General features: G+C 71.3%; 17 protein-coding genes. 6 read left to right on the top strand and 11 right to left on the bottom strand.

Translation table 11 applies throughout. The features are described 5' to 3' along the window. Positions 1-24: 24 nt before the first annotated feature. The 7 genes from ACFYWX_RS11190 to ACFYWX_RS11160 all read right to left on the bottom strand — a co-directional run bounded on the left by ACFYWX_RS11190 (position 25) and on the right by ACFYWX_RS11160 (position 9,463). Positions 25-1,728: a proline--tRNA ligase gene (locus ACFYWX_RS11190; protein ID WP_389423697.1), complete on the bottom strand. Its 1,704-nt coding sequence runs from the start codon at positions 1,726-1,728 to the stop codon at positions 25-27. Positions 1,729-1,801: 73 nt separating this feature from the next. After that, a complete protein-coding gene (locus tag ACFYWX_RS11185) occupies positions 1,802-2,332 on the bottom strand; it encodes a GNAT family N-acetyltransferase (protein ID WP_389423696.1) in 531 nt (176 codons plus the stop codon). Positions 2,333-2,446: 114 nt separating this feature from the next. Continuing rightward, entirely contained in the window at positions 2,447-3,295 is an 849-nt protein-coding gene (locus tag ACFYWX_RS11180; RefSeq protein ID WP_389423695.1) for a GNAT family N-acetyltransferase, read from the bottom strand. Between the two features lie 235 nt (positions 3,296-3,530). Further along, entirely contained in the window at positions 3,531-4,688 is a 1,158-nt protein-coding gene (ispG, locus tag ACFYWX_RS11175; RefSeq protein WP_389423694.1) for a flavodoxin-dependent (E)-4-hydroxy-3-methylbut-2-enyl-diphosphate synthase, read from the bottom strand. 169 nt (positions 4,689-4,857) lie between these two features. Then, positions 4,858-6,150 carry a M50 family metallopeptidase gene (locus ACFYWX_RS11170; protein ID WP_389423753.1) on the bottom strand — a complete coding sequence of 431 codons (1,293 nt, stop codon included), beginning with the start codon at positions 6,148-6,150 and terminating at the stop codon, positions 4,858-4,860. Between the two features lie 11 nt (positions 6,151-6,161). Continuing rightward, a complete protein-coding gene (gene dxr, locus ACFYWX_RS11165) occupies positions 6,162-7,421 on the bottom strand; it encodes a 1-deoxy-D-xylulose-5-phosphate reductoisomerase (RefSeq protein WP_389423693.1) in 1,260 nt (419 codons plus the stop codon). Between the two features lie 107 nt (positions 7,422-7,528). Next, complete coding sequence (locus tag ACFYWX_RS11160) at positions 7,529-9,463, bottom strand: acyl-CoA dehydrogenase family protein (protein ID WP_389423692.1); 1,935 nt, start codon at positions 9,461-9,463, stop codon at positions 7,529-7,531. Positions 9,464-9,996: 533 nt separating this feature from the next. Between ACFYWX_RS11160 and ACFYWX_RS11155 the strand changes: the two genes are divergently transcribed. Continuing rightward, entirely contained in the window at positions 9,997-11,373 is a 1,377-nt protein-coding gene (locus ACFYWX_RS11155; RefSeq protein ID WP_389423691.1) for a sugar transferase, read from the top strand. 44 nt (positions 11,374-11,417) lie between these two features. Here ACFYWX_RS11155 and ACFYWX_RS11150 read toward each other — a convergent pair whose 3' ends face one another. Then, complete coding sequence (locus ACFYWX_RS11150; RefSeq protein WP_389423690.1) at positions 11,418-12,386, bottom strand: GDP-L-fucose synthase family protein; 969 nt, start codon at positions 12,384-12,386, stop codon at positions 11,418-11,420. Between the two features lie 115 nt (positions 12,387-12,501). On the opposite strand from ACFYWX_RS11150, the gene gmd reads away from it, so the two are divergent. The 4 genes from gmd to ACFYWX_RS11130 all read left to right on the top strand — a co-directional run bounded on the left by gmd (position 12,502) and on the right by ACFYWX_RS11130 (position 19,277). Then, the gene (gene gmd / locus ACFYWX_RS11145; RefSeq protein ID WP_389423689.1) at positions 12,502-13,515 is read left to right on the top strand and encodes a GDP-mannose 4,6-dehydratase; all 1,014 of its coding nucleotides are present in this window, start codon (positions 12,502-12,504) and stop codon (positions 13,513-13,515) included. Beyond that, the gene (locus ACFYWX_RS11140; RefSeq protein ID WP_389423688.1) at positions 13,512-16,268 is read left to right on the top strand and encodes a LamG-like jellyroll fold domain-containing protein; all 2,757 of its coding nucleotides are present in this window, start codon (positions 13,512-13,514) and stop codon (positions 16,266-16,268) included. The genes gmd and ACFYWX_RS11140 overlap by 4 nt, the downstream gene beginning before the upstream one ends. Positions 16,269-16,368: 100 nt before the next feature. After that, positions 16,369-18,606, top strand: coding sequence for a LamG-like jellyroll fold domain-containing protein (locus ACFYWX_RS11135; protein ID WP_389423687.1), 2,238 nt, complete (start codon positions 16,369-16,371; stop codon positions 18,604-18,606). Continuing rightward, the gene (locus ACFYWX_RS11130) at positions 18,603-19,277 is read left to right on the top strand and encodes a hypothetical protein (RefSeq protein ID WP_389423686.1); all 675 of its coding nucleotides are present in this window, start codon (positions 18,603-18,605) and stop codon (positions 19,275-19,277) included. Before ACFYWX_RS11135 ends, ACFYWX_RS11130 begins: the two co-directional genes overlap by 4 nt. Here the strand turns inward: ACFYWX_RS11130 and ACFYWX_RS11125 are convergent. Continuing rightward, positions 19,256-20,389, bottom strand: coding sequence for a glycosyltransferase (locus ACFYWX_RS11125; RefSeq protein WP_389423685.1), 1,134 nt, complete (start codon positions 20,387-20,389; stop codon positions 19,256-19,258). The genes ACFYWX_RS11130 and ACFYWX_RS11125 overlap by 22 nt on opposite strands. Continuing rightward, positions 20,386-20,952 (bottom strand): WcaF family extracellular polysaccharide biosynthesis acetyltransferase, encoded by a 567-nt coding sequence (locus ACFYWX_RS11120; RefSeq protein ID WP_389423684.1) that lies wholly within the window; start codon positions 20,950-20,952, stop codon positions 20,386-20,388. The genes ACFYWX_RS11125 and ACFYWX_RS11120 overlap by 4 nt, the downstream gene beginning before the upstream one ends. Before the next feature lie 113 nt (positions 20,953-21,065). Between ACFYWX_RS11120 and ACFYWX_RS11115 the strand changes: the two genes are divergently transcribed. Further along, positions 21,066-22,541, top strand: coding sequence for a hypothetical protein (locus ACFYWX_RS11115; RefSeq protein WP_389423683.1), 1,476 nt, complete (start codon positions 21,066-21,068; stop codon positions 22,539-22,541). A gap of 154 nt (positions 22,542-22,695) precedes the next feature. On the opposite strand, the gene ACFYWX_RS11110 is transcribed toward ACFYWX_RS11115, so the two are convergent. Beyond that, on the bottom strand, positions 22,696-23,787 hold the full coding sequence (locus ACFYWX_RS11110; protein ID WP_389423682.1) for a hypothetical protein: 1,092 nt from the start codon (positions 23,785-23,787) through the stop codon (positions 22,696-22,698). Positions 23,788-23,801: the final 14 nt, after the last annotated feature.

Below are 23,801 nucleotides of genomic sequence, written 5' to 3'. Positions count from 1 at the left end.
ACAGGCGGTGCGGCATGCGGTGCCTCAGGCGGTGAGGCGTGCGATCGCCTCGTCCACGGTGAGCTCCTCGCGCTCGCCCGTCCTGCGGTCCTTCAGCTCCAGGACGCCCTCGGCCGAGCGGCGGCCCGCCACCAGGATCTGCGGTACGCCGATCAGCTCGGAGTCCGTGAACTTCACGCCCGGGGAGACACCGGCCCGGTCGTCGACCAGGACGCGCAGACCGGCCGACCGCAGCTTCTCGGAGACCTCGAGCGCCAGCTCGATCTGGAGGGCCTTGCCCGCGGCGACGACGTGCACGTCGGCCGGGGCGACCTCCGCGGGCCAGCACAGGCCCTTGTCGTCGGCGCTCTGCTCGGCGAGGGCCGCGACCGCGCGGGAGACACCGATGCCGTAGGAGCCCATGGTCACGCGGACCGGCTTGCCGTTCTGGCCGAGGACGTCGAGCTTGAGGGCGTCGGTGTACTTGCGGCCCAGCTGGAAGATGTGGCCGATCTCGATGGCGCGGTCGAGCTTGAGCCCGGTGCCGCACTTCGGGCAGGGGTCGCCCTCCTGGACCACCACGACGTCGACGTACGCGTCCACCTCGAAGTCACGGCCCGCGACGACGTTCTTCGCGTGCGTGTGCTCCTTGTTGGCGCCGGTGATCCAGGCGGTGCCGGGGGCCACGCGCGGGTCGGCGATGTACGTGACCTTCTCGCCCAGGCCCTGCGGGCCGACGTAGCCGCGGACCAGGTCCGGGCGGCCCACGAAGTCCTCGGCGGTGACCAGCTCGACGGCGGCGGGCGCGAAGTGGGCCTCGACCTTGCCCATGTCGACCTCGCGGTCGCCGGGCACGCCGACGGCGATGATCTCGCCGTCCACCTTGACGAGAAGGTTCTTCAGGGTGGCGGAGGCCGGGACACCGAGGGAGGCGGCGAGGGTCTCGATCGTCGGGGTGTCCGGGGTCGGGATCTCCTCGGCGGCGGGCACGTCGGCCGCGTCCACCGGCTTCAGCTCGTACGTGATCGCCTCGGTGTTCGCCGCGAAGTCGCAGTTCGGGCAGTCCGCGAAGGTGTCCTCGCCGGCTCCGGCCGGGGCGAGGAACTCCTCCGACTTGGAGCCGCCCATCGCGCCCGCGGTCGCCGCACAGATGCGGTAGTCGAGGCCCAGGCGCTCGAAGACCTTCTGGTAGGCCTGGCGGTGCAGGGCGTACGACTGGGCGAGGCCCTCGTCCTCCAGGTCGAAGGAGTACGAGTCCTTCATCAGGAACTCGCGGCCGCGCAGGATGCCGGCGCGGGGGCGGGCCTCGTCGCGGAACTTCGTCTGGATCTGGTACAGGATGACCGGCAGGTCCTTGTAGGAGGACGCCTGGTCCTTCACGATCAGCGTGAAGATCTCCTCGTGGGTCGGGCCGAGGAGGTAGTCGCCGCCCCTGCGGTCCTGGAGGCGGAACAGCTCCGGGCCGTACTCGTCCCAGCGGCCGGTCGCCTCGTACGGCTCACGCGGCAGCAGCGCGGGGAGCAGCACCTCCTGGGCGCCGATCGCGTCCATCTCCTCGCGGACGATCCGCTCGACGTTGGCGAGGACCTTCTTGCCGAGCGGCAGCCACGTCCACACGCCGGCCGCGGTGCGGCGCACGTACCCGGCGCGGACGAGCAGCTTGTGGCTGAGGACCTCGGCGTCGGCCGGGTCGTCGCGCAGCGTCTTCGCCATCAACTGGGACATGCGCTGGACCGGTGCGTTCGCCATGGTTCACGTACTCCTGCTGCGTAAGGGTGATGGCTTGGAGGTTAGCCGGGGGGCCGGTTCCGGTGGAAATCCGTTATCGGCGGCGCAGGGGCAGCGGGGCGCCCATCACCGCGTACGGCTTCGGGGCGCTGGGGAAGAGGACCTGGCGGGCGAGGTCCACGTAGCCCAGGGAGCGGTAGAGGCCGCGGGCCGGGCTCTCCATGTCGATCGCGGAGAGGATCGAGCGGGGTTCGGTGGCGTCGTCGGTGATCCTGGTGATCAGGGAGCGGCCGGTGCCCTTGTTCTGGTAGGCCGGGTGGACGTGCAGCTCGGTGATGACGAAGGAGTTGTCGAGCCAGTCGTCGTGGCCCTGGGCGCGGAGGTAGGGCTCCACGACAGTGGACCACCAGTGGGTGCGGTCGTTGGGCATGCCGTAGACGAAACCGACGAGGCGGCCTCCGGCGGTGGCGCCGAGGGCGCGGGCGCCGGGGTAGGTCATGTGGCGGAGGACGATCTGGCGGCGTACGGCGACTTCTTCCGGACCGAGGCCGAACGCTACCGCTTGGACAGCCAGGGCCTCGTCGACGTGGGCGGTCAGGTCCAAGGGGCCGATGGCGAGGTCCATGTCCGGGAGCCTACAGGGGGGTTCGGGTTGTCGTCGGAGTGCGGGCTGTATGTGGTTGATCGCGCCCACGCGGCGGAGCCGCACATCGACAACAGCCCCGCGCCGCTGGGTGCTTCAGAACAGGACACTCATGAAGGCGCCGACCTCCTGGAAGCCCACTCGCCTGTACGTCCTTCGTGCCGACGTGTTGAAGTCGTTCACGTACAGGCTCACCACCGGGGCCACGTCCCCCAGGGCGTACCGCAGGACCGCTGCCATTCCGGGGGCCGCGAGGCCCTTGCCGCGGTGTTCGGGGGCGATCCAGACGCCCTGGATCTGGCAGGCCTGGGCCGTGGCGGCGCCGATCTCCGCCTTGAAGACGACCTTGCCGTGTTCGTCGAGGCGGGCGAACGAGCGGCCGGATCCGACGAGTTCGGCCACGCGGGCCTGGTAGAGGAGGCCGCCGTCGCCGGCCAGCGGGGAGATGCCGACCTCCTCGGTGAACATGGCCACGCACGCCGGCATGATCGTCTCCATCTCGTCCTTGCGGATGCGGCGGACGTACGGATCCGGGGCGATGTGGGTGGGCATGCGGTCGGTGACCATGAGGGGCTGGTGGCCGCGGGTCTCGCGGGCCGGGCCCCAGTGCGGTTCGAGGAGGCGCCACAGCTGGGCGGTGGCTTCGGCGGGGCCGACGATGGAGGAGCAGCGACGGCCGGCCCGGCGGGCGCGGTCGGCGAAGGCGCGGATGGCGCGCGGGGTGGCGCAGATCGGGACGAGGTTGGCGCCGGCGTAGCAGAGGGACGTCAGCATGCCGTCCTCGTACCAACCCCACATCTCGCCGCCGAGCCGCCAGGGGTCGAGGCCCGCCACCTGGACGCGGGACGTCACGAAGGCGTTCACGACCGGCTCGCGGTCGAGGACGGCGAGCGCGGCGTCCAGGTCGCTCGGTTCGAGGACCCGGGAAGTCGTCTGGGTCAACACGTGCGGGGCCTCACACCTTGGGGTCTGCTGATCTCCGCACTGTACCTGCGGAAGCTGGGCAGCGCCGCCCTGTGTCGGTTGCCCCGCGCTTGTCGGTGGCCGTGGGCTGCCGTCCCGTCCTCGGGGGCTGCCGCCCCCAGACCCCCGCTTCGGCCTGAACGGTCTCGTCCTCAAGCGCCGGACGGGCTGAGACGGCCTGGACCGGCGCCGGAAAAGGCAATCCCTGGAAAGCCCGTCAGCCCGCGACCGACACCGACGGCTCGCCCGAGATGGTGCCGTCCGCCTCCATCTGTTCGGCCAGCTTCATGGCCTCCTCGATGAGGGTCTCGACGATCTTGGACTCGGGGACGGTCTTGATGACCTCGCCCTTGACGAAGATCTGGCCCTTGCCGTTGCCGGAGGCGACGCCGAGGTCGGCCTCGCGGGCCTCGCCGGGGCCGTTGACGACGCAGCCCATGACGGCGACGCGCAGGGGGACCTCCATGCCGGTGAGGCCGGCGGTGACCTCCTCGGCCAGCTTGTAGACGTCGACCTGGGCGCGGCCGCAGGACGGGCAGGAGACGATCTCCAGGCCGCGCTGCTTGAGGTTGAGCGACTCCAGGATCTGGTTGCCGACCTTGACCTCCTCGACCGGGGGCGCCGAGAGGGACACGCGGATCGTGTCGCCGATGCCCTGGCTCAGGAGGGCTCCGAAGGCCACCGCCGACTTGATCGTGCCCTGGAACGCCGGGCCCGCCTCCGTCACACCGAGGTGCAGCGGGTAGTCGGACTGGGCCGCCAGCTGCCGGTACGCCTCGATCATCACGACCGGGTCGTTGTGCTTGACGGAGATCTTGATGTCGCGGAAGCCGTGCTCCTCGAAGAGGGAGGCCTCCCAGAGGGCGGACTCGACGAGGGCCTCGGGGGTCGCCTTGCCGTACTTCTGGAGCAGGCGGCGGTCGAGCGAACCGGCGTTGACGCCGATGCGGATCGGGGTGCCGTGCTCGTTGGCCGCCTTGGCGATCTCCTTGACCTTGTCGTCGAACTGCTTGATGTTGCCCGGGTTCACACGGACCGCGGCGCAGCCGGCCTCGATCGCGGCGAACACGTACTTCGGCTGGAAGTGGATGTCGGCGATGACCGGGATCTGGGACTTGCGGGCGATGGTCGCGAGGGCGTCGGCGTCGTCCTGGGTGGGGCAGGCCACGCGGACGATCTGGCAGCCGGACGCGGTCAGTTCCGCGATCTGCTGAAGGGTGGCGCCGACATCGGACGTACGGGTCGTGGTCATCGACTGCACGGACACCGGGGCGTCTCCGCCGACCGCCACGGATCCGACCTGGATCCGCCGGCTCTTGCGGCGCTCGGCGAGCTTGGTCGGAACGGACGGCATGCCGAGAGAAATCGCAGTCATCTGCTGTGCAACCCCAAGTCGTGGATCAAGGTCCAGGTCCCGTCAGCGGCGGGCTCCAGGCTTCGAGATTACGGCACGGGCGGTGCGCCGGGCACATCCCACCCGCGAAGCCACTCGATGGGGGCGGCCGGGAACCCGAAGGTCCCCGGCCGCCGCGAACGCCGTGCGACTACGAGATTCTCACCGGGTTAACGACGTCGGCGATCAGCACCAGGATGGTGAAGCAGATGAAGATCCCGGCCACCACGTAGGCCACCGGCATCAGCTTCGCCACGTCGAACGGACCGGGGTCCGGGCGGCGCAGCACCCTCGCGAGATTGCGGCGCAACGACTCCCACAGGGCGCCCGCGATGTGCCCGCCGTCGAGCGGGAGCAGCGGGAGCATGTTGAACAGGAACAGGGAGAGGTTGAAGCCGGCGACCAGCATGAGGGCCATGGCCAGCTGCTGGGTGGGTGGGATGTCCAGGGTGAAGATCTCGCCGCCGACGCGGGCCGCGCCGACCACGCCCATCGGGGAGTCCGCCTCGCGGGGGGCGCCGTCGAAGGCGGCGTTCCACAGGGCCGGGATCTTGGCGGGCAGGCTCGCGATGGAGTCGACGGCCTCGCCGATGCGGTCGCCCATCCAGGTCAGGGACTCGTCGAAGTCCTGGCGGACGATGCCGGTGGCGGCGCTGAAGCCGAGGAAGCCGGCGTTGACGTACTCGCCCTGGACGATCTGACCGCCGGCGTCCTTCTTGGCGACCTGGTTGCTGGCGATCTTCGCGGTGAGGGTGACCTGCTCCCCCTTGCGGTCGACGACGATCGGCACCTCCTTGCCGGGGGCTGCGCGGATGAGGTCGGAGAGCTTGTTCCAGTCGTCCGTCTTCACGCCGTCGAAGGAGACGATCTTGTCGCCCGCCTTGAGGCCGGCGGCCGCGGCCGGGGCGGCGGGGTCGGACTTGCGGCAGTCGTCGCGGTTCTCGTTCTGCGCGATCACACACTTGGAGACGGAGCTGACGGTGGTGGTCTGCTGCGAGATGCCGAAGCCCATGAGGACGACGAGGAACAGGGCCACCGCGAGGACCAGGTTCATGAAGGGGCCCGCGAACATCACGATGACGCGCTTCCACGGCTTGCGCGTGTAGAACATGCGCTTCTCGTCGCCGGGCCTGAGCTCCTCGAAGGCGGCCGAGCGGGCGTCCTCGATCATGCCGCGCCAGGGGGAGGTGGAGCGGGCCGTGATTCTGCCGTCGTCGCCGGGCGGGAACATGCCGATCATGCGGATGTAGCCGCCGAGCGGGACGGCCTTGATGCCGTACTCGGTCTCACCCTTGTTGCGCGACCAGATGGTCGGGCCGAAGCCGACCATGTACTGCGGCACTCGGATCCCGAAGATCTTCGCCGTGGACAGATGCCCCAGCTCGTGCCACGCGATCGAGAACAGCAGGCCGACCACGAAGACGACTATGCCGAGGATCATCATCAGGGACGTCATCAACGGGCCTCCACGGTCGCCGTCTGTGCGGTCAGTTCCTGTGTCCGGGCGCGGGCCCAGCTCTCTGCTTCGAGGACGTCCGACACGGTCAGTGAAGTTCCCGTGACCGGGGTGCCGTGCTCCTGAACCACCCGGGTGACGGTATCCATGATCCCGTTGAAGGGCAGGGCACCCCGGCGGAAGGCCTCCACGCACTCCTCGTTGGCGGCATTGAACACCGCGGGCGCAGTGCCCGCGAGCTCGCCCACGTGCCGGGCGAGGCCGACCGAGGGGAACGCCTCGTTGTCGAGCGGGAAGAACTCCCACGTCGAGGCGGTGCTCCAGTCGAAGGCGGGTGCCGCGTCGGGGACGCGTTCGGGCCAGCCGAGGCCGATGGCGATGGGCCCGCGCATGTCGGGAGGCGTCGCCTGCGCCAGTGTCGATCCGTCCGTGAACTCAACCATCGAGTGGACATACGACTGCGGGTGCACGACCACCTCAATGCGATCGAAGGGAATGTCGTACAGCAGGTGGGCCTCGATCACCTCCAGGCCCTTGTTCACGAGGGTCGCGGAGTTGATCGTGATCACCGGACCCATGGCCCAGGTGGGGTGGGCGAGGGCGTCCTCGACGGTGACGTGGGCCAGCTCCTGCTTCGTACGGCCGCGGAAGGGCCCGCCGGAGGCGGTGACGACGAGTTTGCGGACGTCGGCGCGGGTGCCGGCGGCGAGGGCCTGGAACAGGGCGGCGTGCTCGGAGTCGACCGGGATGATCTGTCCGGGCTTGGCGAGCGCCTTGACCAGCGGGCCGCCGACGATGAGCGACTCCTTGTTGGCGAGCGCGAGGGTGCGGCCCGCCTGGAGGGCGGCGAGGGTGGGAGCGAGACCGATGGAGCCCGTGATGCCGTTGAGGACGGTGTGGCAGTCGGAGGCGGCGACCCCGGTGGCCGCGTCCGGTCCCGCGAGGATCTCGGGCAGCGGTTCCCCGGCGCCGTACTGCGCCTCGAGCGCCTCGCGCAGCGCCGGTACGACGTCCTCGCGGGCCACCGCGACGGTCCGCACCCGCAGCCGGTACGCCTGCTCCGCGAGGAGCCCGACGCGTCCGCCGTTGGCGGAGAGCGCGGTGACCCGGAACCGGTCGGGGTTGCGCAGCACGAGGTCGATGGCCTGGGTGCCGATCGACCCGGTGGAGCCGAGGATCACCACGCCCTTGGGCCCGTCTCCCGCGACGGGGTCGTAGACGAGGTGTGGATCGGCGAGTGGGGCTGGACTGTCGCTCATCCCCCCATTGTGTCGGCAAGGACGCCATGAGAGGACAGGGCGTCCCTCTCAGGGGGGTCGTTGGACCGTGGGGGTCACCGGGCTGCGGTGGCCCCCACGGCCGCGGGTCAGCGGATCGGGCGGTGGACGTTCTCCCGTCGGGAGGCGCCCGGGGCGGCTTCTGCGATCCACGGGCCGTCGCCCGAGGGGTCGACGATGCCGTGCTCCAGCCACTCGTAGGTGCCGGAGAGGACGCCCTTGACGACCTTGCGGTCGAGGTCGTCGGTGTTGGTCCACAGGCGGGCGAAGAGTTCCTCGACCCGGATGCGGGCCTGGTGGCAGAAGGCGTCGGCGAGTTGGTAGGCCTCGCGGCCGTTCTCGCCCCGGCTGCGCAGGAGTTCGGCGCGCACGCAGGCCGCGCTCATCGCGAACAGCTCCGCGCCGATGTCGACGATCCGGCCGAGGAAGCCCTGCTTGGTCTCCATGCGGCCCTGCCAGCGGGACATGGCGTAGAAGGTGGACCGGGCGAGCTTGCGGGAGCTCCGCTCGACGTAGCGCAGGTGCGGGGACAGGTCGACCTCGTGCCTGAACGCGCCGAAGGCGGTCGGGAGTTGTCCGGGTCCTGCGACCAGTTTCGGCAGCCACTTCGCGTAGAAGACGCCCGCGCCCACGCCTGCCTTCGCCTTGTCCGACAGGGACTTCTCGGGGTCGATGAGGTCACCGGCGACGGAGAGGTGGGCGTCGACCGCCTCGCGGGCGATCAGCAGGTGCATGATCTCGGTGGAGCCCTCGAAGATGCGGTTGATGCGCAGGTCGCGCAGGAGCTGCTCGGCCGGTACCGCACGCTCGCCGCGGGCGGCCAGGGACGCCGCCGTCTCGAAGCCGCGGCCGCCGCGGATCTGGACCAGTTCGTCGGCCATCCGGCAGCCCATCTCGGAGCCGTACAGCTTGGCGAGGGCGGCCTCGATGCGGATGTCGTTGCGGTCCTCGTCGGCCATCTGGGAGGACAGGTCGACGACCGCTTCCAGCGCGAAGGTCGTCGCCGCGATGAAGCTGATCTTCGAGCCGACCGCCTCGTGCAGCGCGACCGGCTTGCCCCACTGCTCACGCACCGCCGACCACTCGCGGGCGATCTTCAGGCACCACTTGCCGGCGCCCACGCACATCGCCGGGAGGGAGAGGCGGCCGGTGTTGAGGGTCGTGAGCGCGATCTTCAGGCCCGCGCCCTCGGGGCCGATACGGTTGGCCGCCGGGACGCGCACCCGGTGGAAGCGGGTGACGCCGTTCTCGAGGCCGCGCAGGCCCATGAAGGCGTTGCGGTTCTCGACCGTGACGCCCTCGGAGGAGGCCTCGACGACGAACGCGGTGATGCCGCCCTTGTGGCCCTCGGACTTCGGCACGCGGGCCATGACGACGAGGAGGTCGGCGACCACGCCGTTGGTGGTCCACAGCTTGACCCCGTCGAGGACGTAGTCGTCGCCGTCGGGGACGGCGGTGGTGGCCAGGCGGGCCGGGTCGGAGCCGACGTCGGGCTCGGTGAGCAGGAACGCCGAGATGTCGGTGCGGGCGCAGCGCGGCAGGAAGGCGTCCTTCTGCTCCTGGGTGCCGAAGATTTTCAGCGGCTGCGGTACGCCGATCGACTGATGGGCGGAGAGCAGGGCGCCGACCGCCGGGTTCGCGGAGCCGACCAGGGCGAGGGCGCGGTTGTAGTAGACCTGCGTCAGGCCGAGACCGCCGTACTTGGTGTCGATCTTCATGCCGAGGGCGCCGAGCTCCTTGAGCCCGTTGATCACCGCGTCCGGGATGCGGGCGTCCCGTTCGATGACCGCCGAGTCGATCTTCGTCTCGCAGAAGTCGCGCAGTTTGGCGAGAAACTCCTCGCCACGCTGGGCGTCCTCGTCCGCCGGGAGCGGGTGAGGGTGGACTAGGTCGAGCCGGAGGCGGCCCAGGAACAGCTCCTTGGCGAAGCTCGGCTTGCGCCAGTCCTGCTCCCGGGCCGCCTCGGCGACCTGGCGTGCCTCTCGCTCCGTGACGGTGGGTTTGTTGGCGGTTGGGGCGGACATGAGGCTCACCTCGCCGCGAATAGGGATCAAGGGGGACCGTGCGTTACTGATCGGTGCTACCGGATCGTATGTACCCGATACCGGGCGGGCCCACCACCCCTGGCGTGCGCGACACCTGCCGGTCTGCGCCCGTTTCCGGCTCGTTTCGCCCGGCATCGCGTGCCTGTGGTGTGAAGGCCCGACTTCAACTTCTTCACCGGATTTCTGTGAATTCCTCGAAAACGGCAACCAAAAGGCACAGCTGTGCCATAGGGTCCTCGATCACTTGGACGTGTCGGCCCGAGGGGGACATTCGGGGCGGACGCGGCTCATGGCGGCGACGTATGGCTGGGGGGCGCATGCGCGAAGTCGGCATGTCGGAATCCACAGGGGATCCGGCGACTGAAGTGACTGGCGACAGGGCCGGTCAGACAAGTGAAGAAACGAATCTTCCGGTGGTTCAGGGGGGTGGGCCCGACCGGCCTCGGCCGGTCGGGACGAGACCCAGGGCCCGTTCGGGTGACGGCAAGGCCCGTTGGTACCGGCCGCTCGCGGTGGTCACCGACACCTGCGGGATCGGGGTTCCGCTCGCGGCTGCCCTGGAGGCGGAGGGTCAGGACCTGCCCTTCCTCGGCGGGCTGATCGGCGCGGGCGCGTGGGCGGCCATCCGGGCGGTCAGGCGCCGGTACGCCGCCCAGCGGATCGGCGAGTCGTGGGGGGTCCTCGCGGCCGTGCGCGACTGGGTGCTGCTGGCCGGGGTGCTGGCCCTCGTGCTGATCCTGCTCCATCTGGAGCGCGGGCCGCGGCCCACGGTCGCCCTGACGGCGCTGATGCCGGGCCTCGCACTGACGGCGGCGGTCGCGCCGCTGACCCGGCTGCACCTCAACCGGCAGCGCCGGGAGGCGCGGGCGGTGCGGCGGGCGCTCGTGATCGGCGAGCCGGCGGCCGTGGACCACGTGGTGGGGCGGCTCGCCTCGCGCACGGACCACCCGTACGTGGTGGTGGGCGTGGTGCCGGTGGGCTTCCAGACGCTGGGCTGCGGCATGCCGGTCGCGGACCTGTTGCCCGCGCTGTCCTCGGACCACTCGCAGGACGCCAAGGTGGTGCTGCGGGCCGCGGAGGAGTACGAGGCGGACGTGGCGCTGGTGGCACCCGGGCTGCGGATGACCGGGGACCGGCTGCGGCACGTCTCGTGGGAACTGCACCGCGCCGACCTCCAGCTCGCGGTGGTGCCGGGGCTGACCGAGGTCGCCCAGGCGCGGGTGCAGCCCACCTCTGCGGCCGGATTGACGGTGCTCCAGGTGGCGCCGCCCGCACAGGAGTTCGGGCAGCCCTGGCTGAAGTCACTGGCCGACCGGGCCGGGGCCGCGTTCGGGCTGCTGTTCCTGGCGCCGCTGTTCGGGGCGCTCGCGCTGGCGGTGCGCTGCTCGTCGCCGGGGCCGGTCTTCCACCGGCAGACGCGCTGCGGGGTGGGCGGACGGCCGTTCACCATGTGGAAGTTCCGCACCATGGTCGCCGACGCCGAGGCCCGCCGGGCCGAGCTCACGCACACCGGGGCCAACCAGCACGACGGGCACATGTTCAAGATGCGGCGCGACCCGCGGATCACTCCGCTCGGCTCGGTGCTGCGCCGGATGTCCCTGGACGAGCTGCCGCAGCTGTTCAACGTCCTCCGCGGTGACATGTCCCTGATTGGGCCGCGTCCGCCGCTGCCCGACGAGGTGGCCCGCTACAGCCGCGTCGAGCTGCGCCGCCTGGCCGTCAAGCCCGGCATGACGGGGTTGTGGCAGGTCAGCGGGCGCTCCGACCTGTCCTGGGACGAGACGGTGGCGCTGGACCTCTGGTACGTGGACAACTGGTCGGTCGCCACCGACGTGGAGATCATGACCCGCACCCTGCGCGCCGTCGTCGACGGCCGCGGGGCGTACTGAGGGGGCCCGCCATGAACGGACACCCCTCGGGTGACAGACCGTGCTCAGCCGCCGTTCTGGCCGAGCCACCACGCGTAGGTCGAGGCGATGCCGTCCCGCAGCCGGACGGCCGGCTTGAAGCCGAGCGCGGTGAGCCGGGAGACGTCGAGGAGCTTGCGCGGGGTGCCGTCGGGCTTGTTCGTGTCCCACACGATCTCGCCCCGGTACTCGGTGACGTCCCGCACGATCTCGGCGAGTTCGCTGATCGGGAGGTCCTCGCCGCAGCCGATGTTGACCGGCCCCTCGTCGTCGTAGCGCTCCAGGAGCAGGGCGCAGGCCGCCGCCACGTCGTCGACGTGCAGGAACTCCCGGCGCGGGGTGCCGGTGCCCCACAGCACGACTTCGGACGCGCCGCTCTCGCGGGCCTCGTGGAAGCGGCGGATCAGGGCGGGCAGCACGTGCGAGGTGGCGAGGTCGAAGTTGTCGCCGGGGCCGTAGAGGTTGGTCGGCATGGCGCTGATGTACGCGGCGCCGTACTGGCGGCGGTAGGACTGGACCTGGGAGATGCCGGCGATCTTGGCGATGGCGTACGCCTCGTTCGTGGGCTCCAGGGGCCCGGTGAGCAGGGAGTCCTCGCGGATCGGCTGCTCGGCGAGCTTCGGGTAGATGCAGGACGAGCCGAGGAACAGCAGGCGCGGGACGCCGGCGGTGTGCGCGCCGGCGACGACGCTCAGCTGTATCCGCAGGTTGTCCTCCAGGAACTGCACCGGGTAGGTGCTGTTGGCCATGATCCCGCCCACCTTGGCGGCGGCCAGCACGACGGCGTCCGGGCGGACGTCACGCAGGAAGGACTCGGTCCGCGCGGCGTCGCGCAGGTCGAGCCGCTCCCGGCCGCGGGTGATCACCTCATGGCCGTCGGCCTGGAGTCGACGGGCCACGGCGGAGCCCACCAGGCCGCGATGGCCGGCGACGAACACCCGGGCCGGTCGCGGGAGCAGGGGGGCTGCGGGCTGGGGCGAAGCGTCAGCTGTCATGCGCGGATTGTGCCAGCGGCGGGGGCCCGCCGGTGACGTTCCAGTGAAATCCAACAAAATCTAGGGCAATTCACATGAAAGCGGCGGCCCGTGGGTCGCATCGGAGGGGGTTGGGATGGGCAAGTCGGCGCTGATCACCGGGGTGACCGGCCAGGACGGCTCGTACCTGGCGGAGCTGTTGCTGGGCAAGGGCTACACGGTGCACGGTCTGATACGCAGATCGTCGAGCTTCAACACGGAGCGGATCGACCACATCTACCAGGGCCCGGACCAGCCTGAGCGTTCGTTCGTGCTGCACCACGCGGACCTCTCGGACGGTGTGGCGCTGGTGAACCTGCTGCGCGACCTCAGGCCCGACGAGGTGTACAACCTGGGCGCGCAGTCGCACGTACGGGTCTCCTTCGACGCGCCGCTGTACACGGGTGACGTCACGGCGCTGGGCTCGATCCGTCTTCTGGAGGCGGTGCGCGCGAGCGGCGTCCGGACGCGGCTGTACCAGGCGTCGTCCTCGGAGATGTTCGGCGCGACCCCGCCGCCGCAGAACGAGAGGACGCCGTTCCACCCCCGCAGCCCCTACGGCTGCGCGAAGGTCTTCGGCTACTGGGCGACCGTCAACTACCGCGAGGCGTACGACATGTTCGCGGTCAACGGCATCCTCTTCAACCACGAGTCCCCGCGCCGCGGCGAGACCTTCGTGACCCGCAAGATCACCCGTGCCGTCGCCCGTATCAAGGCCGGCCTCCAGGACCGGCTCTACCTCGGCAACCTCGACGCGGTGCGCGACTGGGGGTACGCGCCGGAGTACGTCGAGGCGATGTGGCGGATGCTCCAGTGCGAGCAGCCCGACGACTACGTGGTGGCCACCGGCGAGGCCGCGACCGTACGGCAGTTCCTGGAGGTCGCCTTCGAGCACGTCGGCCTGGAGTGGGCCGAGTTCGTCCGCTACGACCCGAAGTACGAGCGTCCCAGCGAGGTCGACGCGCTCATCGGGGACGCCTCCAAGGCGGAGGAGCTGCTCGGCTGGAAGGCGTCGGTGAAGGTGCGGGAGCTGGCCCGGATCATGGTGGACGCCGATGTGGCCAAGCTGGAGAACGAGCTGGCCGGCACCGCCGTGCGGGTGGACAGATGAAACGGGCGCTGACCTGTGTGCTCGCCGTGACGGCGGGCCTGCTGGGCAGTGCCGCGGCCACGACGCCCTCGGCGTCCGCGGTCACCTCCCCGGTCGCGTTCACCGCGGACGACCTGGACACCTGGCAGACCAACGGGATCGTGTGGGCGCTCGCCGAGAGCGACGGCGTCGTCTTCGCGGGCGGCACCTTCTCCACCGTCCGGCCGCCGGGGGCGGCCTCGGGCGGAACCGGCACGCGGTCGGCGGTGAACTTCGCCGCCTTCGACGCCTCGACCGGGGCGCCGACGGACTGCTCCCTGTCGTTCACCCGGACCAGCGGGACGGCGACCGTGCGCGCCCTGGCGGTCTCACCGGACGGTGAAACCCTGTACGCGGGCGGCTACTTCACCGCGGTGAGCGGGGTCGCCGTGGGCGGGCTCGCCGCGATCGACGTCGACACGTGCACGCCCGTGGCCTCCTTCAACCCGGCCTTCAACGCCACCGTCCGCGCCATCGACGTGGCCGGCGACGGCACCCTGTACACCGGCGGCGACTTCACGACCGTGCGCGGCACGTCCCGGCAGCGGTTCGCCGCACTCACGCCGGGCGGGGCGCTCACCCCGTGGACGGCCAACGCCGACCTGTCCGGGCGGGCGGTCCAGGTCACCCGTGACGGCGAACACGTCGTACTGGCCGGAGACTTCACCACTCTCGGGGGCAACGGCTCGCACGCCCTGGCCGTGGTCGACAGCGGCACGGGCGCCCTGGAGCGCGCGTACCCGACCGGGTTCATCCCCGCCACGGCCGTCGTCAAGGACCTGGTGACGGACGGCACCGGTGTCTACGCGGCCGGCGAGGGCATGGGCGGCGGCTCCTTCGACGGGCGGCTCGCCCTGGACACCGACGACTTCGACCAGCGCTGGCGGGACAACTGCGCGGGCGCCAACCAGGCGCTCGCGGTGTACGAGAAGGTGCTCTACAGCGGCAACCACTCCCACGACTGCTCGGCGAACGGCTGGTTCCCCAACGTCGAGCGCAAGCACTTCCTCGCGCAGGGCGTGGACGACCCGACGCTGCTGTCCTGGGCGCCGGACACCAACGAGGGCACGGGCGAGCAGCTCGGCCCGCGCGCGCTGACCCTCGCGGACGACGGCGGGGCCGAGTTCCTGTGGGCGGCGGGCGAGTTCACCACCGTCAACGGGTCCGCCCAGCAGAGCCTGACCCGGTTCGGCACCGGCCCGGACACCGGTGCGCCGAGAACCCCGGCGGTGTGGGTGTCGAGCGACACCCCGGGACGCGTAGAGGTGCGCTGGCAGGCGAGCCAGGACCTCGACGACGGCAACCTCACCTACCGCGTCTACCGCAACGGGTCGAGCACGCCCATCCACACGACCACCGCCTACTCCCTCCCGTGGGAGCGGCCCCAGCTGTCGTGGACGGACACCTCGGTGACCGCCGGGACGACGTACTCGTACCGGATCACGGCGAGCGACGGCACCAACACCAGCGCGCTGTCCACGGCCCGTACGGCGACGGCGGCGGGCTCGGCCGACGCCTACGCGGCCGCGGTGAAGGGCGACGGCGCGTCGCTGTACTGGCGCTACGACGAGTCCTCCGGGACCTTCGCCTCCGACAGCGGCGGCCACGACGACGGGGGCGGCTACGTGAGCGCGCCGTCGTACCGGCAGACCCCGGCCGCGGTACCGGGGGCCGGCACGGCGCTGGGGCTCAACGGCAGCTCGGAGTACGTGTACAGCGAGAAGCGGCACAGCAGGCCGGGCACGTACACCGCCGAGACCTGGTTCAGGACCACGACCACCCGCGGCGGGCGGATCCTCGGCTTCGGCGACAACTTCGGTTCCGGACCGGGGTACTTCAGCCGCAACTCCGACCGGCTCGTCTACATGACGAACGCGGGGCGGCTCGGCTTCGGCACGGGCAGCGTGCGCACCGGGAACCAGGCGACGCTGCTGACGAGCGCCGCGTACAACGACGGAGCCTGGCACCACGTGGCCGCCACGCAGGGCCCGCAGGGCATGCGGCTGTACGTCGACGGAGTGCAGGCCGGTTCCAACACGGTGACCACCGCGCTGAACACCACCGGGTTCTGGCGGGTCGGCGCGGACACCCTCAGCGGATGGCCGTCGAACCCGACGAGCGCGTTCTTCGCGGGCACGGTGGACGAGACGGCCGTCTACCCGACGGCGCTCACCGCCGCCCGGGTCGCCGCGCACCACGCGCTCGGCACCGGCTCGGGCGGTGGCGAGGGGTCCACGGTGACGGTCACCGCGACCGAGGACACGTACGTCAACGGCGCGGCGACGGCCACGAACTACGGCACGTCCACCTCGCTGGCGGTGCGCGGCACCAGCGCCTACGTCAGCTACCTGCGCTTCCCGCTGCCGGCCGCGCCCAGCGGCACGCAGCTGACGAGCGCGGCACTGCGGCTCCGCACGACCTCGATGTCCACGGCCGGCTCGGCGGACTCGTTCGACGTGGTGCCGGTGACCGGGGCCTGGACCGAGGCGGGCGTCACCTACGCGAACCGTCCGGCCCTGTCCTCGACCGTGCTCGGCACGCTGGCCGCACCCGGCGCGGTGTCGACCGACTACGAGGTCGGCCTCAGCCCCACCGGGCTGAGCGGCCTGCTCGGTTCGACGGCGTCCCTGGCCCTGACCGACGACGGCGGCACGGACGCGCTGTGGCTGTGGTCGAGCGAGGTCGCCACCGAGGACTTCCGGCCCGAACTCGTCCTCACCTTCGGCCCGTCCTGAGCCACTCCCCACCGCCGGGCGGCCCGGTTCCCCCTCCCCGGGCCGCCCGGCCCCCGTCGTACCCCCCACGCCTCACCTGCCCGTACACCTAGGAGAACCGATGCACCACCAATCCAGACCCCGACGCAGAGCCGCCGCCGTGGCGCTCGCGCTCGCCGCTCCCCTGCTGGGCGTCCCGCTCGCGGCACCGGACGCCTCCGCACTCACCCCGCCCGTCGCCCTGACCGCCGACGACCTGTCGACCTGGCAGACCAACGGCGTCGTGTACACGCTCGCCCAGGCCGGCGGCACGGTGTTCGCCGGCGGTACCTTCTCGGAGATCCGGCCGGCGGGAACGGCCGCGGGGGACGCGTCCGAGCGGCCGGCCCTGAACTTCGCCGCCTTCGACGCGGCGACCGGCGCGCCCACCGGCTGCTCGCTGTCCTTCACGGTCGGCAGCGGCACCGCGACCGTGCGCGCGCTGGCGGTCTCGCCGGACGGGCAGACCCTGTACGCGGGCGGCTACTTCGGGGCGGTGAACGGGGTCGGCGTGAGCAGCCTGGCCGCGATCGACATCGCCACCTGCACGCCCCGCGCCGACTTCCACCCGGCCGTTTCGGCGACCGTGCGGGCGCTGGACGTCACCGGCTCCACGATCTACCTCGGCGGTGACTTCGGCACCGTGGGCGGGCAGAACCGGGACCGGTTCGCCGCCGTGGACACGGACGGTGCGCTGACCGGCTGGACCGTGAACGCGGACGAGCCGGGGCGGGCGGTCGAGGTCACCGCGGACGGGCAGCACGTCGCGGTGGGCGGCGACTTCTTCACCGTCAACGGCACCAACTCGCACGCGCTCGCCATCACCGACGCCACCACCGGCGCCGTGACCCGGGCCTACCCGCGGGGCTTCTTCCCGGACACCTCCGTCGTCAAGGACATCACCGCCGACGCCTCGGGCGTCTACACCGGCAACGAGGGCACCGGCGGCGGCGTGTTCGACGGGCGTACCGCCTTCGAGCCGGACACCTTCAACCAGCGCTGGCGCGACACCTGCCTGGGCGCCACCCAGGCCCTCCAGCTGTACAAGGGGCTCGTCTACAGCGCCTCGCACGCCCACGACTGCTCCTCGATGGGTGAGTACCCGGACGGCCAGCGCCGCCATCTGCTCGCCGAGGGCACGTCCAACCCGGCGCTGGTCGGCTGGGCCCCGGACACCAACGACGGCATCGGCGAGGGCATCGGCCCGCGCGTGTTCACCCTCGCGCCCAAGGGCGGCACCGACTACCTGTGGGTGGGCGGCGAGTTCACCACCGTCGACGGCACCGCCCAGCAGTCCCTGACCAGGGTCTCCTCCGGCCCCGACACCGGCGCGCCGACGCTGCCGCAGGTGCGGGTGGAGAGCATCGAGGCCGGCAAGGTCGCCGTGCACTGGCGCTCCAGCTACGACACCGACGACAGCCACCTCACCTACCGCGTCTACCGGGACGGCGGGACCACCCCGGTCCACGAGGTGTCCGCGGACTCGCTGCCCTGGTCGCGGCCCCAGCTGACCTGGACCGACACGGCCGTGGCCGCGGGTGAGACGCACTCCTACCGGATCACCGCCTCCGACGGCACCAACACCACGTCCAAGACGGCCGCGCAGTCGGTGACCGTGGCGGGCACGGCGGACGCCTACGCGGCGAAGGTGCGCTCGGACGGCGCGGGCCTGTACTGGCGCTTCAACGAGACGGCCAACGCGTACGCGGCCGACAGCTCCGCGGGCGACGACAGCGGCGTGCACTGGAACGCGCCGACGCTGGCCGTTTCGGACGGGGCCGCCGGTTCGGACTCCTCCGTCGGCTACACCGGCTCCCAGAGCGAGTGGACGTACACCGACAAGCGGCACCCCACCCCGTCGGCGTACTCCCTGGAGCTGTGGTTCAAGACGACCAGCACCTCGGGCGGCAAGCTCATCGGCTTCGCCAACAAGGTGCAACTGGTGTCCACCCAGTACGACAAGCAGATCTATCTGCAGAACAACGGGCGGCTCTCCTTCGGCGTCTACACCGGCGGCACCCGGACCATCAACACCACGCAGTCCTACAACAACGGCCAGTGGCACCACGTGGTCGCCACCCAGGGCGCCGACGGCATGAAGCTGTACGTCGACGGGGCGCTGCGGGCGTCCAACCTGCTGATCACCAGCAGTGAGAACTACAGCGGCTTCTGGCGGGTCGGCGGCGACAACCTCGACAACTGGCCGAACCGTCCCTCCAGCCGGTTCCTGACCGGCCAGATCGACGAGGTCGCGGTCTACAACAAGGTCCTGACGTCGGGCCAGGTTTCCCAGCACTACTCGATCGGGACGGCTCCGTGAGGCGCCACACCCTGGCGGCGCTGCTGCTCCTGCCCCTGCTCGCCGCGTGCGGCAGCGGGGGCGGGGGCGGCGGCGAGCGCACCGAGGCGGCCGCGAGCACTCCGCGCGCGGCCGCCTCGGCGGAGCCGTCGTCGCAGCCTGAGTCATCACCGTCCCCGTCGTCCCCGTCGCCGTCCAGCGCGCGTCCGTCGAAGACCGGTGGGACCACTTCCCAGGGCCCGAAGAACACCGTGCCCGACTCCGAACTCACCCCGGCCACCGGGTCGTTCACCAAGAAGGAGAGGAAGTACCTGTCCGGGCGCGTGCCCAAGGGTGCCGATCCGGCGGCGATCCTGCAGGCCGGTCAGGAGACCTGCGACAAGCTCGCCGCCACGGCGAAGATCGACCGGGACGCCACCGTGGGCGCGATCATCGCGGGCGAGATCAAGGGCGCCGAGGAAGCGGTGAAGGGCCTGTGCCTGGATCTGAAGCCGCTCACCGACGAGGCCGAGGGCGGGTACGCCGACGGCACGTACGCCGATCCCGAGCCCGGCACCTACCGGGCCCTGACGCCGACGAAGGACTGCTCGTGGTCCCTCGACAGCGCCTCGGGCACCGAGCACAAGATCACCGTCAAGAAGGGCACGAAGACCTTCTCGTCCAACGGCTGCTACGCCTGGGCGCGGGTCTGAACCACCGAGTCGTACAGCGCGTGGAGGCGGTCGGCGACCGCCTCCAGCGAGAACGACGTACGAGACAGCTGCCAGGCCGCCCGAGAGGCGGTGTCGTCGGCGGCGGGATCGAGGAGGGCGAGGATCTCGGCGGCCAGGGCCCCCGGGGTCCTGGCCACCCGGCCCGCGCCCGACCGGGCGAGGTCGTCCGCGAGACCGTTGGTCGGGGTCACGACCGACGGGACGCCCACGGAGAGGGCCTCCAGGACCGACATCGGGAACGGCTCGTCCACGGAGGGCAGCACGTGCACGTGGGTACGGCGCAGTTCGCCGAGTACGTCCCCGGGGGCCAGGCTGCCGATGTAATGGACGGAGTCGGACACGCCCAGCGACTCGGCGAGCCGCAGCGCGCCGCCGAGTTCGCCCTCGTCGGCCCCGGCCAGCACGAAGCGGGCGTCCGGGTGGTGCCGCAGCACCTCGGGGACGGCCGCGACGAAGTCGGCGGGACGCTTGCGGGCCTGCATCCGGGCCAGGAAGAGCAGCCGGGGCGGCCCTTCGGGGCGCGGCCTGCGCTCCTGCGCGGGCACGCCGTTGACAAGGCGGACGCCGTTGCCGGGGTCGGCACCGCCGAGGACGGCGTCGAGGCCCTTGCGTTCGTACGCCGTGAGGTGCAGGACCGCGTCCGCGCGGCGCAGCACCCGGCGTACGGCGACGGCGTCGAGCAGCTTGGCGAGCGCCTTGTCACTGGGGTCGACCATGCCGTGCGTCTGCACGACCAGCGGGCGTCGCGCACTGAGCGCGGCGAGGGCGACGGGCAGGGTGACCAGGTCGCGGGCGAGGTGGACGTGGACCACGTCGGCGTCGCGGACCAGGCGGCGGGCGTCGGCGAGCAGGGCGGGCGAGGTGATGCCGCTGAAGCCGGCGCCGGGCAGGACGCGGCGGGCCGGGTAGAGGCGGGCGGGGCGGCCGTCGACGTCGGCCGGGAGCGGTCCGTCGAAGCCGGAGCCGAGGGCGACGATCCTGCTGTCGACGCCATGCTTGGCCAGGCCGCCGGTGAGGTTGACGGCGACCCGGACGGGGCCGCCGAACGCCTGGGTGGGGGTGTGGAGAGTGACGGCGTGGAGGGCTTTCACGAGGTGCGCTCCTTCGCGGCGGGTTCCGTCACCGGCTCCTTGAGCGTGCGGGTGCCGTCGTCGGTGTACAGGGTGAGTTCCGGCAGGTCCTGCTTGAGGACGGTCCCCGCGGAGACGACGGCGTGCCGTCCGACCGTCACACCCGCGAGCACGGTCGCCCGGGCCGCGATCCACGCCCCGTCCTCGACGCGGATGGGCGCGTTGCGGTACCGGAAGTCGGTGGTGCGGTGGTCGTGGCTGCCGGTGCACAGCAGCGCCTCCTGGGAGACGCAGACGTGGGAGCCGAGGATGACCGGTTCGAGGTTGAGCAGCCAGGCGCCCTCGCCGATCCAGGTGTGGTCGCCGACGCTGAGTTTCCACGGCCACAGGATCCGCACCCGGTGCCGGATCAGCACGCCCTCGCCGATCCGCGCCCCGAAGGCCCGCAGCAGCGCAACGCGCAGCCGGGCCGGGCAGAACCACGCCATGAACAGCGTGTTCATCACGCAGAACCAGAGCGCCTGGACCGCGATCCCGCGCCCCTTGTCGTATCCGGACAGGGTGAACGTTCGAAGGTCGCGCATGGGTTACCCCCCTCTTGCCCCTCTCTGCTCACCCTAGGGATTCACGGCCCCATTTCGCACACAAATCCGTAGACTCTGTGAACGAAAAGTGCACGGGGGTCAGAGGGGGGCTTATGGCGGCGGGAACTCCGGCTCTCGTACGGCCGTTGCGCGCCGAGCCGGCCGACACCCGCGGGCGGGGCGCGCTGCGCCGGGTGCTGGCGCCGCCACTGGTCCTCGGGCTGACCGTCGTGCTGCCCGCGTTCGTCGCGCTCCAGCCCGGCGCGGGCCTGCGCGACCAGGTGTTCTGGCTCCAGCTGGTGCTCACGGTGTACTCGGGGGCCCGGCTGTCCGCGATGATCCTGGGCCGGCACCGCAAGTTGCTCCAGGGCACGTTCTGGCTGTTCGTCTACATGGCGATGGGTATCGCCGCGCTCGCGCAGGTCGTCGTGGGCAAGACACCGGTGCCGGTGGCGGGCTCACGCTCCGACCTCGCGTCGGCGGTGGCGCTGGTCCTGGTGGCGTGCGTGGCCTTCGACGCGGGGGCGCTACTGGTGCGGCCGGGGGCACGGTCGACGGCCCGTACGGTGTTCCGGCCCGCGATGGTCGCACGGCGACGCACGGCGGTACTCGTGGGTCTGGCGTTCCTCGGCAGCGGCCTGTTCGTGCTGAAGCTCGGCGGGCTCGGGGTGTTCTTCGCCAGCCGGATGGAGATCACCGCGTCGATCGCAAACAGCGGGGTCTCCAGCGCCGGTTCGCAGGCCGGTACGGCGATCCTGCGCGGCTTCGGCACGGTGCCGGCGCTGCTCGCGCTGATGGTGGTGACCCGCTGGCTGATCACCTCGCCCCGGGTGCGCCGCCGCCCACTGCCGTGGCTGACGCTGGTCGCGCTGGTCGCCCTGAACGGCGTGGTCAACAACCCGATCTCGAACCCCCGTTACTGGTTCCTGACCGTCCTGCTGGCCCTGCTGTTCACGGTGTTCCCGCAGAGCCCGACGATGTACCGGGCGGCGCTGACCATGGGCGTGGCGGCGGCGGTGCTGATCTTCCCCTTCGCCGACAAGTTCCGCTACGACGCGGCCAACACGCGCACCACGCAGACGACCTCGGTCCTGGACCCGCTGGTCCTGAAGGACTACGACCAGATGGCGATGTTCGCCAACACCATCACGTACGCCGACGCGGGCAACGGCCACACCCTCGGCCGCCAGCTCGCCGGTTCGGCCCTGTTCTTCGTCCCCCGCTCGGTGTGGACCGACAAGCCCAAGGACACCGGCGTGATGGTGAGCGAGTGGATGGCGGCCACCAACACCAACCGCTCCTCCCCGCTGTGGGCCGAGCTGTGGATCGACTTCGGCCCCCTCGGCATGACGGCCGGCTTCGGCCTCCTCGGCTGGGTCGCGGCCCGAGTGGACCGCCGCTACGCCCAGGCGGTGGCCCGTCCGGGCCCGGCGAGCATCCTCACCCTCGCCGTCCCCTTGGTCGCCGGCTACTCCTTCATTCTCCTGCGCGGGCCCCTCCTTCAGGCTTCCGGCCGGGTGGCCATCGGGATCATGTGCCTGGCGCTGATCACGACCTTGCGGCCGGCGAAGTGGCGGCAACTGCGGTGAGGGCGCCCGCGGTGCTCAGGGCAGGTCGCCCGGAGCCGGTTGCGGTGCCGCGGCGTTCGCATCGGACCCCAAGCGGCGGTCACCGTTGCTGTGCAGATCCATACCGGGCCTGCCACGTGATGGGGCCCGACGTACGAGAGGCTGCGGGCGCAACTCACGCCAAGGTGACGTGCATGCCGCCCTGGGACAGGACTTCGAGGACCACGCCGAACAGGTCGTAGGGCTGGCCGTCCTCTGTCAGCGCCTGGGACAGGTACTCCCGTGCGATCACGGCCTCCCGCCAGAGCAGTGTCGCGGGGGCGGTGTAGCCGAAGGTGCCGCCCAGGCAGTCGTCGAGGGCGGCCAGGCAGCCGCCGAAATAGCCACCCGGCCCGTTCACCGCCTCGCCGAGCGCCAGGTAGAGGCTCGGTTCGTCGGTGATGTGCCGGCCGTCGAGTTCGTAGGCGTGACCGGTCGGCCGATCACCGAGGGCGCGGTATCCAGCCCGCTCTCGGACGAGATCGAGCCAGGCCCCGCGGCGCCGGGTATCGAGGTCGGCCCAGGCACCCAGGGCGGCCGGCGGCCCGGCCAGCCACCGCTCCCAGACGGGCCGGGTGTATTCGGGAACGGGCCGGAAGAACTCTCCGTCGAGCTCCAGGTCGATCAGGTCCGACCCACAGGAGGACGGCCGCCAGGCCCTGACTCGGGCCCACAGCAATCGTTCGGTGAGCGGCTCGCCCTGATCGTCCTGTATCTCCAGGGCGGCCTGCTCCAGGTCCAGCGCCCGCCGGGTGCCCTTCGTCAGTGCCGCCCGCAACTGATCACCCTGTTCGAGCCCCCGCAGGACGAGCGGGGGCGCTACCCGCTTGGGCGGCAGGACGCGGGCGAATTCCCGGCAGGAGCCCAGCCACCGGTGCCCGTCGTGCACCCGAACGCGTCCCCTGTGTCCCTCGGGCGGACCTTCGTAGTGGTCAAGGCCGGTGAGCACGAGACCGCCTGTCCCAAGGAACTGCCCCAGGCTCTCCGCGTCCTCCAGCAGCCAGGGGTCGAGTGTCTCGTCGTCCGGCACCAACCACACTCGCTTGCCGACCCAGCCGCGCACTTCTGCTTGTGGAATCCAGCCGAACAACTCGTAGGTCCCGCGCTCGGGTTCCCCGAACAGCCCTTCCACCTCGGCGCAGACGCCCCAGGCATGCCCGTGCTCCGTCTCGGCCAGCGTGTACCGCGTTCGCCGGCGATGGTTCTCGTCCTCGTGCACGATGGGCATTCTGCCGGGACCGT

The organism is Streptomyces sp. NPDC002888 (assembly GCF_042888465.1).
GTDB lineage: Bacteria > Actinomycetota > Actinomycetes > Streptomycetales > Streptomycetaceae > Streptomyces.
Note: the sequence above shows the minus strand (reverse complement) of the source record. Positions and strands in the feature narration are given on the sequence as shown.